This window comes from Inquilinus limosus MP06 (genome assembly GCF_000767795.1).
Taxonomy (GTDB): Bacteria; Pseudomonadota; Alphaproteobacteria; order DSM-16000; family Inquilinaceae; genus Inquilinus; species Inquilinus limosus_E.
In genome coordinates this window covers 1-10,362 of the sequence record NZ_JANX01000178.1, presented here as the reverse complement: position 1 = coordinate 10,362, position 10,362 = coordinate 1, and the positions used below count along the sequence as shown (strand labels likewise).

Here is a 10,362-nt window from a genome sequence, read left to right as displayed (position 1 = left end):
ATGGCGGCTACACCTCGGCGGCTCAGGCGGTGCTGCGCGACGCGGCGCCGCTGGCGCTCTGAGGCACCGGACCTTTTGCAATCGAGCCGTGGCGGCCCATATCCTGCCGACGACAACCGATCGAGAGCGTTTCCATGGGCCTCCGACTTCCCTTCCTCGGCCGCGGCGACGGGCCGCTGGTGACCGTGCTGCCGCTGCGCGGCGTGATCGGGGGCGGGCGCGGATTGCTGGCCCAGGGCCTGTCGATGGAGAAGCTGGCCCGCCCGATCGCCGCCGCCTTCGCCCCGAAGAAGCTGGCCGCGGTGGCGCTGCTGGTGAACTCGCCTGGCGGGTCGCCGGTGCAGTCCTCGCTGATCGCGCGCCGCATCCGCGACCTGGCGGAGGAAAAAAAGGTCCCTGTCTATGCCTTCGTCGAGGACGTCGCGGCCTCGGGCGGCTACTGGCTGGCCTGCGCCGGCGACGAGATCTGGGTCGATGACAGCTCGATCATCGGCTCGATCGGCGTGATCTCCGCCGGCTTCGGCTTCCAGGACGCGATCGCGCGCATCGGCGTCGAGCGCCGGATGCACACCGCCGGCACCCGCAAATCGATCCTCGACCCGTTCCAGCCCGAGCGGCCGGAGGATGTGGCCAAGCTGGAGGAACTGCAGCGCGAGATCCACGCCGCCTTCATCGCCCATATCCGTGCCCGGCGCGGCGGCCGGCTGACGGCGGATGACGCCACCCTGTTCACCGGCGAGTTCTGGACCGGCGCGAAGGGCCGCGCCCTCGGCCTCGCCGACGGCATCGGCCATGCCCATGCCGTGCTGCGCGCCAAGTTCGGGCCGAAGGTTCGGCTGAAGCCGGTGCAGCAGCAGACCGGCTGGCTGCGCCGGCTGACCCGGGCCGACACCCTGGCCGCCGCCGCTGTGGACAGCGCCGTCGGCGCGGTGGAGGATCGGCTGCTCTGGTCCCGCTACGGGCTGTAAGGATTCCGATGCTCGGCAAGCTTCTCGTCGCCATCGCCCTCGTGGTCGGCGTGCTCTGGCTGATGGGCGTGGCACGCCGCGTCGGCGTCGCCCGCGAGACGGCGGCGCGACGGGATGCGCTGTCGCAGCAGCACCGTGCCCGCAAGGCGCAGAAGGGCGCCGAGGATCTGGTCCGCTGCCCGAATTGCGGCGCCTATCACGCCGATGGGCTGAGCCACCGCTGCGAGGGGTGATGCTTCCCGGCCGTTCATGGCCGTTTGACACCCCGCGCTGCTTGAAGCCTCCCGCCCGGCGCCCTATGGTGCGCGGCCTTCCTTCAGCGCCAGCCGAGACATGCCGACGGTCGCCCCACCCCCGAAGAGTTTCCAGGAGATCATCCTGCGGCTGCAGAATTTCTGGGCCGCCCAGGGATGCCTGATCCTGCAGCCTTACGACATGGAGGTCGGCGCCGGCACGTCGCACCCGGCGACGACGCTGCGCTCGCTCGGCCCCGACCGGGTGTGGAACGTCGCCTATGTCCAGCCCTCGCGCCGGCCGAAGGACGGCCGCTATGGCGAGAACCCGAACCGGCTGCAGCATTACTACCAGTTCCAGGTGCTGATGAAGCCGGCGCCGGCGGATGCGCAGGACCTGTATCTGCAGAGCCTCTATGCCCTCGGCATCGACCCGGCGGTGCACGACATCCGCTTCGTCGAAGACGATTGGGAGAACCCGACGCTCGGCGCCTGGGGCCTCGGCTGGGAGGTCTGGTGCGACGGCATGGAGGTCACCCAGTACACCTATTTCCAGCAGGTCGGCGGCATCGAATGCGACCCGGTCCCGGTCGAGCTGACCTACGGGCTGGAACGGCTGGCGATGTACCTGCTGAACGTGAAGAGCGTCTACGACCTGCCGTTCAACGACCCGCAGACGCCGGGCGCCAAGCGTTATGGCGACGTGTTCCTGCGGGCCGAGCGCGAGTATTCGGCCTATAATTTCGAGCACGCCGACACCGCGATCCTGCTGCAGCACTTCAAGGATGCGGAGCAGGAGTGCAAGGCGCTGCTGGAACGCCGCCTGGCGCTGCCGGCCTATGACCAGGCCCTCAAGGCCGGCCACACCTTCAACCTGCTCGACGCCCGCGGCGTGATCTCCGTGGTCGAGCGCGCTGCCTATATCGGCCGCGTGCGCGACCTCGCCCGGGCCTGCTGCCGACTCTGGCTGGACGCCGCGTGACATGGCCGAATTCCTGCTCGAACTCTTCTCCGAGGAGATCCCGGCCCGCATGCAGGCGCGGGCCGCGGAGGACCTGAAGTCCCTCGTCACCGACGCGCTGAAGGCGGCCGGGCTGGCCTTCGACCGGGCCGAGGCCTTCGTCACGCCGCGGCGTCTCACTCTGGTGGTCGACGGCCTGCCGGCGGTGCGGCCGGACGTAACCGAGGAGCGCAAGGGCCCCAAGGTCGACGCGCCGCAGCAGGCGATCGAGGGCTTCCTCAAGGCGACGGGCCTGACGCTCGACCAGTGCGAGCAGCGCGACACGCCCAAGGGCAAGATCTGGTTCGCCACCCTGACCATCCCCGGCGGCCCGACCGCGGACCTGCTGCCGGAGGTGATCCGCAAGGCGATCCTCGGCCTGCCCTGGCCGAAATCGATGCGCGCGGCGGAGGAGGTGGTGCGCTGGGTGCGCCCGCTGCACCATGTGCTGGCGCTGTTCGACGGCAAGCTGGTGCCGTTCCGCTACGACCTGCATAAGCCGGATATCGACGGCTCGGGCGAGGGCGCCAAGGCCGCGGTCGACTCGACCGTCGGCCATCGCTTCCTGGCGCCGGGCCGGATCACGGTCACCGGCTTCAACGACTATCGGGCGAAGCTGCGCGCCGCCTATGTCGTGCTCGACCGCGAGGAGCGGAAGGCGCTGATCCGCGAGCAGGTCGAGGCCCAGGCCAAGGCCGCCGGCCTGACGCTGCGCGACGATCCGGGCCTGCTGGAGGAGGTGGCGGGGCTGGTCGAATGGCCGGTCGCCTATATCGGCGGCATCGACGACGCCTTCATGGCGGTGCCGGAGGAGGTGCTGGTCACCTCGATGCGCACCCATCAGCGCTACTTCGCCCTGCAGGACGCGGACGGCAAGCTGGCGGCGCGCTTCGCCGTGGTCGCGAACACCGAGACCAGGGATGGCGGCGCCACGGTGATCGACGGCAATGAGCGGGTGCTGCGCGCCCGCCTGTCCGACGCCAAGTTCTTCTGGGACCAGGACCGCAAGACGCCGCTGGAAGGCCGGGTGAAGAGCCTCGAGCCGATCATCTTCCATGCGAAGCTCGGCAGCGTGGCGCAGAAGGTCGAGCGCATGGCGGCGCTGGCAGCCTGGCTGGCGCCGAAGCTGGGCGCCGATCCGGCCCGGGCCGACCGCGCCGCGCGGCTGGCCAAGGCCGACCTGACCTCCGAGATGGTGGGCGAGTTCCCGGAGCTGCAGGGGCTGATGGGCCGCTACTACGCCCTGGCCCAGGACGAGCCTACGGACGTCGCCGAGGCGATCGCCGACCATTACAAGCCGGTGGGGCCGAGCGACCGCTGTCCGACCGCGCCGGTCTCGATCGCCGTGGCCTTGGCCGACAAGCTCGACACCCTGGCCGGCTTCTTCGCCATCGATGAGAAGCCGACCGGCAGCCGCGACCCCTACGCCCTGCGCCGTGCCGCGCTGGGGATGATCCGGCTGGTGATCGAAAATCGCATCGCCCTGCCGCTGCGCGCTGCCTTCGGCGCCGCCTGGGACGCCTATCGCGTCGACGGGCTGCGCGACAAGGCCGTGGTGGTCGAGGAGCTGCTGTCCTTCATCGCCGACCGCCTCAAGGTGGCGATGCGCGAGAAGGGTGTGCGCCACGACCTGATCGACGCGGTCTTCGCCGTCGGCGGCGAGGACGACCTGCTGCGCCTGCTCGGCCGGGTCGACGCCCTGGCCGCCTTCCTCGGCAGCGAGGACGGTGCCAATCTCCTGACCGCGTATCGCCGGGCCGGCAACATCGTCCGGATCGAGCGCAAGAAGGACGGGGTGGAGGAGTTCGGCGCGGTCGATGCCGCGCGCTTCGCCATGGCCGAGGAGCGGGCGCTGTTCGAGCGGCTGGAGGCCGATGCGCAGCCGCTGCGCGCGGCGCTGGCCGCCGGCGACTTCGCCGGGGCGATGACTGTGCTGGCAGGCTGGCGCCCCGCGGTCGACGCCTTCTTCGACGCGGTGCTGGTCAACGACCCGGACCCGGCGCAGCGCCGGAACCGCCTGGCGCTGCTGGAGGATCTGGCGCGGTCGATGGACGCCGTCGCCGACTTCTCGAAGGTGGAAGGGTAGGGCGCGAATTCGGCGTAGGTTGGGTTCGCCAAGGCACCCAACATCCATCCACCCGCCCGGCGTTGGGTTCGCATGCGCGAACCAACCTATACGGTACTGCTATCGCTCAGAGACCGTTTGGAAATGCGCTGGTGTGAGTCGGCTGGCGGTGGTTTCGAGAACCGGAGCGCAGCGCACATTTGGTGCGTGAGCACCGGAAGCGGAGAAACCGCCGCCAGACGGCCGCACCAGTAGCATTTGCGGACGGTCTCTCAGCTCTCCGGGAAGGCCTGCCGCTGGCCGTCGGCCTTGTGGATGACGCCATGACGCATCACGAAGTCGACCGACTCCATCCGCGTCACATCGTCCAACGGGCTGCCGGCGACCGCGATGATGTCGGCATCCTTGCCGGCCTCGATCACGCCGATCGAATTGCGGCCCAGTGCTTCGGCGGCGTTGACCGTCGCCGCCTTCAGCGCGTCCGCCGGGGACAGGCCGGCCTTCACCAGCAGCGCGAACTCCCGGGCGTTCTCGCCATGCTTCGACACGCCGGTGTCGGTGCCGAAGGCGATCTTCACGCCCGCGGCGATGGCCTTGGAATGGCTGGCGAAGGCGACGGCCGCCGCTTCCTCGGCCTTCGGCAGCACCGCCGGCGGCAGCACGCCGGCCCTGGCCTGTTCCACCGCCGTGACCGGGGCGATCATGGTCGGGACCAGCCAGGTGCCGTGCTCCTTCAGCAGCGCGATCGCCTCGTCATCCAGGAAGGTGCCGTGGTCGATGGTGTCGACGCCGGCCCGGATCGCCGCCTTGGTGCCGGCGGCGGCGTGGCTGTGGGTCGCGACCCGGCGGCCCAGGCCATGCGCCGTGTCGACGATCGCCTTCATCTCCTCGTCGGTCATGGCGCGGCCCAGGCCACCCGAGACGTTGGAGAGCACGCCGCCCGTCGACATGTACTTGATCACCTGGGCGCCCAGCGCCACCTGCTCGCGCACTGCACGGCGGCAGTCGTCGGGGCCGTCGCAGGTGTTGGTGTTGTGCTGGTGCAGCGCCTCGGCATAGATCCCGGCAACGCCGTTGGTGGAATCGGCGTGGCCGCCCGAGACCGAGATCGCATTGCCGGCATTCACCACCGTGGGGCCGGCGATCACGCCGTTCTCGACGCCCTGGCGCAGCGCCCGCATGCCGCGGGCGTCGCCGCCGAGATCGCGCACGGTGGTGAAGCCGGCCTCCAGTGTCACCCGCGCATTCGCGATCGCGTACAGCATGTCGTCGACATCATCGCGGTTCAGGTCGGTCATCCGGTCGGCAACCGGGTCGCCGCCGATGCCCCAGAGATGGACATGCATGTCGATCAGCCCTGGCATCACGAACCGGTCCTTCAAATCGACGACCCGGGCGCCCGGCTCCGCCTCGGCATAGCCGTCGCGCAGCTCGGCGATCTTGTCGCCCCGGATGATGATGGTGCTGGGACCGCGCGGGCTCTCGCCGGGTTTGGCCAGCAGCGTGCCGGCATGGATGAAGGTCACTTTCGGCCCATCGGGCGCAGTCTGCGCCGCTAGCGGCAGGCTCGCCGACAGGATGGCAGCGGCGGCGGCCAGTGCGAATCGATTCATGAGACTTTCCTCCCCCTTCCAGCGACGATAGGCGGGCTGTCCGCTGCGCTCCACTGGTTTCTAGGGCGGGTTTTCGTTGAAGCCGGGGCTGCACCAACCGGTTTGGGACGGCAGGCCGATTGCTCGTCCCTTCGTGGCCAAAGCGGGACCACGGACCCGTCGCCGAACGGCGGCGGCCGTGGCATTCCGCCGCGTCGGTGCGAGGCGCTTTCCTTCGCGAAGGGAGAACGGACCGATTCATTCGTGCTTCCAGGAAAATCGGAGGTCCTGGTGCGTCCGGACCAGGGACGGCGAACACTGTTTTATAACGTAAGCCCGCTTATCAAATGTGCGCGGCTTTCCCTCTCCGCCCTTAGCAGTTGGAAAATCAACCATGTTGCGTCGCAAGCTTATAAAACTATGAGGAATTCCGCCGTTTCTCCGTGCTTGACTTCGTGGCCTCGCTGCGCTGCAAGACACGGAACACGCACGGGGATCGAACCGTTGTTCCCCCTGCGCTGGATCGAGGCGGAGGTACGATGATTCCGACCGCAACGGCTCTGGAAGGCGGCTATGTGCCCGTCCTCCGTCCGAATGCCCGGTCCGGGGCCGGCGTACCGCTTTCGCCGTTTCGGGTCTAAGATCCGACTCAATCATCTCCCACGAACGCCAAGGCGGAGAGAAGAACGAAATGACCAAATGGGTCTACGGCTTCGGGAACGGCAAGGCTGACGGCCGCGCCGACATGCGCAACCTTCTCGGCGGCAAGGGGGCCAATCTCGCCGAGATGAGCGTCCTGGGGCTGCCCGTGCCGCCCGGCTTCACCATCACCACCGAGGTCTGCTCGTACTACTACGACCACGGCCGCTCCTATCCCGAGGAGCTGGACGGTCAGGTGCAGGCGGCGCTGGCCCAGATCGAGGGGATCGTCGGCGCCAAGTTCGGCGACAGGGCGAACCCGCTGCTGGTCTCGGTCCGCTCGGGCGCCCGTGCCTCGATGCCGGGCATGATGGACACGGTGCTCAATCTCGGCCTGAACGACGAGACCGTCCAGGGCCTCGCCGCCCGCACCGGCGACGAGCGCTTCGCCTATGACAGCTACCGCCGCTTCATCCAGATGTATGGCGACGTCGTGCTGGGGGTGGAGCATTACCGCTTCGAGGACGAGCTCGAGGGCATCAAGCGCGAGCGCGGCGTGTCGCTCGACACCGAGCTGACGGCCGCTGACCTGAAGACCCTGGTCGACCGCTACAAGGGCGTGGTCCAGACCGATCTCGGCCAGCCCTTCCCGCAGGACCCGAAGGACCAGATCTGGGGCGCGGTCGGGGCGGTGTTCGGCTCCTGGATGAACCAGCGCGCCATCACCTATCGCCGGCTGCACGACATCCCGGCCAGCTGGGGCACGGCGGTGACCGTGCAGGCCATGGTGTTCGGCAACATGGGCGACGACTGCGCCACCGGCGTCGCCTTCACCCGCAACCCGTCGACCGGCGAGAACGCCTTCTACGGCGAGTACCTGGTCAACGCCCAGGGCGAGGACGTGGTCGCCGGCATCCGCACGCCGCAGAACCTGACCAAGGTGTCGCGCGAGGCGGCGGGCAGCGACCTGCCGTCGATGGAGGAGACGATGCCGGAGACCTTCCGGCAGCTCTGCGACATCCGCGACCGGCTGGAGAGCCACTATCGCGACATGCAGGACATCGAGTTCACGGTCCAGCAGGGCCGGCTTTACATCCTGCAGACCCGCAACGGCAAGCGCACCGCCGCCGCGGCGCTGCGCATCGCGGTCGAGCTGGCCGAGGCCGGGCTGATCGACCAGCGCGAAGCGGTGCGCCGGGTCGAGCCGCAGGCGCTGGACCAGCTGCTGCACCCGACGCTGGACCCGAAGGCCAAGCGCGAGGTCATCGCCAAGGGCCTGCCGGCCTCGCCCGGCGCGGCCTCCGGCAAGATCGTGCTGACCGCGGACGAGGCCGAGACCCTGGCCCAGATGGGCGACAAGGTGATTCTCGTCCGCGAGGAGACCAGCCCCGAGGACATCCACGGCATGCACGCCGCCGCCGGCATCCTGACCACCCGCGGCGGCATGACCAGCCACGCGGCGGTGGTGGCCCGCGGCATGGGCCGGGCCTGCGTCTCCGGCGCCGGCGAGCTGCGCATCGACCCGAAGGCGAAGACCGTCTCGGTCGGCGGCGTCACGCTGAAGGCCGGCGACGTCATCACCATCGACGGCGCCGCCGGCGAGGTGATGAAGGGCGAGGTGCCGACGGTGCAGCCCGAGCTGTCCGGCGACTTCGCCACCCTCATGGGCTGGGCCGACGAGGTCCGCCGGATGAAGATCCGCACCAATGCCGAGACCCCGCTCGACGCCCGCACCGCGCGCAAGTTCGGGGCCGAGGGCATCGGCCTGTGCCGGACCGAGCACATGTTCTTCGAAGCCGACCGCATCACCGCCGTGCGCCGCATGATCGTGGCCGAGACGGTGGAGGCGCGGAAGGCGGCGCTGGCCGAGATCCTGCCGATGCAGCGGCAGGATTTCGTCGAGCTGTTCACCATCATGAAGGGCCTGCCGGTCACCATCCGCCTGCTCGACCCGCCGCTGCACGAATTCCTGCCGCGGACCGAGGAGGATTTGGAGGAGGTGGCCCGCACCGCCGGCGTCGATCTCGGCCGGGTGCGGCACCGCACGGCCCAGCTGCATGAGAGCAACCCGATGCTCGGGCATCGCGGCTGCCGTCTCGGCATCTCCTTCCCGGAGATCTACGAGATGCAGGCGCGGGCGATCTTCGAGGCCGTGGCCGAGGTCAAGGCCGCGTCCGGCGAGACGGTGACGCCGGAGATCATGATCCCGCTCGCCTTCTCGAAGAAGGAGCTCGACATCCTCAAGGCCGCGATCGTGGCGGTGGCCGCCGCGGTGGAGCAGGAGAAGGGCATCAAGCTCGACTTCCTGGTCGGCACCATGATCGAGCTGCCGCGCGCCGCCCTCAGGGCGCATGAGCTGGCGGAGACGGCGGAGTTCTTCTCCTTCGGCACCAACGACCTGACCCAGACCACCTTCGGCATCAGCCGCGACGATGCCGGCACCTTCCTGCCGGACTACACCCGCGCCGGCATCCTGGAGCAGGACCCCTTCGTCACCCTCGACCGCGACGGGGTGGGCGAATTGGTATCGCTGGCGGCGGAGCGCGGCCGCAAGACCCGCTCGGGCATCAAGCTCGGCATCTGCGGCGAGCATGGCGGCGACCCGGCCTCGATCCATTTCTGCGAATCGGTCGGGCTCGACTACGTCTCCTGCTCGCCCTACCGGGTGCCGATCGCCCGCCTGGCCGCGGCGCAGGCGGCGCTGAAGGCCGAGGTGAAGGCCGAGTAGCGCGCGGTGGACCTCGCCGCCGCGCTCCGCACCGATGTCCTGACGACGCCGGACGGGGCGCGGCTGCGCTGGGGCGCGTGGCCGGAGCCGGAGGGGCGGGTGCGCGGCACGGTGCTGATCCTGAACGGCCGCAGCGAGTTCATCGAGAAGTACCGCGAGACCGCGGGCGAGCTGATCGCCCGCGGTTTTCGCGTCTTCGGCTTCGACTGGCGCGGCCAGGGCCTGTCGTCGCGCACCCCGCTGGGCGACGAGACGGGCCATTACGACAGCTTCGATCCGCTGGTGGAGGATGCTGCCCGGCTGATCGACCAGGTGGTGCGGCCGGCGGGGGAGGGGCCGCTGGTCATCCTCGGCCACTCCATGGGCGGGCATCTGGCGCTGCGGCTTCTGGCCGCTCGGCCCGGCCTCGCCGCCGGCGCGATCCTGACCGCGCCGATGGTGGTGCCGATCGCGGTGCCGGCGCTGCAGCGGGTGGCGCGGCTGCTGTCGCCCGTGGCGGCTTCGTTCGGCCGCGGCCGTCGCTATGCCCCGGGCGAAGGCGGCTATGACCCGCAGCGTCTGCTCGACCCGCGGCGGCTCCTGTCCAGCGACCCGGTGCGCAACCGCATCCAGGCCGACTGGTTCCGCGACCATCCGGAGTACCGCGTCTCCGGCATCACCTGGGGCTGGCTGGCCGCCGCCTTCCGCTCCTCTGCGTTTATTGCCCGCGAGGCCTCGTCGATCCGGGTGCCGGTGCTGATGCTGCTGGCCGGGCAGGAGCGGCTGGTCGACAACGCCGCAGCCCGGCGGGTCGCCCGATTGCTGCCGCAGTGCCGGGTCAGCGTCTACCCGGACGCCCGGCACGAGATCCTGATGGAACGCGACGACATCCGCAGCGCCTTCTGGCGCGACGCCGACGACTTCCTGGCGACGCTGACGCCATGAGGCGGCGGCATTTCGCCGGCTGGCTCGCCGGCGCGCTGCTGGCCCGGCCGTTGCTGGCCGCGGCACAGACTTCGGCGCCGGAGCCGCAGCCTCCAGCCGAGCCCGCGCCGGAGAAGCAGCCGGTCGATCTCGAACTGGTCCTGCTGGTCGACGCCTCGGCCAGCATCACCACTGGCGCGCTCGACTTCCAGTTGCGCGGCCACGCGGCCGCCT

At 69.9% G+C, this 10,362-nt stretch carries 7 protein-coding genes and 1 pseudogene; 7 read left to right on the top strand and 1 reads right to left on the bottom strand.

The genetic code is table 11. The features are described from left to right. Nucleotides 1-134 precede the first annotated feature (134 nt). The 4 genes from P409_RS15575 to glyS all read left to right on the top strand — a co-directional run bounded on the left by P409_RS15575 (nucleotide 135) and on the right by glyS (nucleotide 4,287). The gene (locus P409_RS15575; RefSeq protein WP_052120706.1) at nucleotides 135-968 is read left to right on the top strand and encodes a S49 family peptidase; all 834 of its coding nucleotides are present in this window, start codon (nucleotides 135-137) and stop codon (nucleotides 966-968) included. 8 nt (nucleotides 969-976) lie between these two features. Then, complete coding sequence (locus P409_RS15570; RefSeq protein ID WP_034838702.1) at nucleotides 977-1,201, top strand: hypothetical protein; 225 nt, start codon at nucleotides 977-979, stop codon at nucleotides 1,199-1,201. A 100-nt stretch (nucleotides 1,202-1,301) separates the two neighbouring features. Next, complete coding sequence (locus P409_RS15565; protein ID WP_034838697.1) at nucleotides 1,302-2,183, top strand: glycine--tRNA ligase subunit alpha; 882 nt, start codon at nucleotides 1,302-1,304, stop codon at nucleotides 2,181-2,183. A 1-nt stretch (nucleotide 2,184) separates the two neighbouring features. Next, complete coding sequence (gene glyS, locus P409_RS15560) at nucleotides 2,185-4,287, top strand: glycine--tRNA ligase subunit beta (RefSeq protein ID WP_034838693.1); 2,103 nt, start codon at nucleotides 2,185-2,187, stop codon at nucleotides 4,285-4,287. A gap of 251 nt (nucleotides 4,288-4,538) precedes the next feature. On the opposite strand, the gene P409_RS15555 is transcribed toward glyS, so the two are convergent. Further along, on the bottom strand, nucleotides 4,539-5,879 hold the full coding sequence (locus P409_RS15555) for a metal-dependent hydrolase family protein (protein WP_034838690.1): 1,341 nt from the start codon (nucleotides 5,877-5,879) through the stop codon (nucleotides 4,539-4,541). 670 nt (nucleotides 5,880-6,549) lie between these two features. On the opposite strand from P409_RS15555, the gene ppdK reads away from it, so the two are divergent. The 3 genes and pseudogenes from ppdK to P409_RS40120 all read left to right on the top strand — a co-directional run. Further along, entirely contained in the window at nucleotides 6,550-9,225 is a 2,676-nt protein-coding gene (ppdK, locus tag P409_RS15550) for a pyruvate, phosphate dikinase (protein WP_034838685.1), read from the top strand. Nucleotides 9,226-9,231: 6 nt separating this feature from the next. Continuing rightward, entirely contained in the window at nucleotides 9,232-10,149 is a 918-nt protein-coding gene (locus P409_RS15545) for an alpha/beta fold hydrolase (RefSeq protein ID WP_034838681.1), read from the top strand. Further along, nucleotides 10,146-10,362, top strand: a pseudogene (locus tag P409_RS40120) (DUF1194 domain-containing protein); the annotation flags it as partial. The gene P409_RS15545 and the pseudogene P409_RS40120, both read left to right, overlap by 4 nt.

Coding starts and splice junctions, on each gene's coding strand:
- ppdK (WP_034838685.1), top strand. CDS start 6,550: ATGACCAAATGGGTCTACGGCTTCGGGAACGGCAAGGCTGACGGCCGC.
- P409_RS15575 (WP_052120706.1), top strand. CDS start 135: ATGGGCCTCCGACTTCCCTTCCTCGGCCGCGGCGACGGGCCGCTGGTG.
- glyS (WP_034838693.1), top strand. CDS start 2,185: ATGGCCGAATTCCTGCTCGAACTCTTCTCCGAGGAGATCCCGGCCCGC.
- P409_RS15565 (WP_034838697.1), top strand. CDS start 1,302: ATGCCGACGGTCGCCCCACCCCCGAAGAGTTTCCAGGAGATCATCCTG.
- P409_RS15570 (WP_034838702.1), top strand. CDS start 977: ATGCTCGGCAAGCTTCTCGTCGCCATCGCCCTCGTGGTCGGCGTGCTC.
- P409_RS15555 (WP_034838690.1), bottom strand. CDS start 5,879: ATGAATCGATTCGCACTGGCCGCCGCCGCTGCCATCCTGTCGGCGAGC.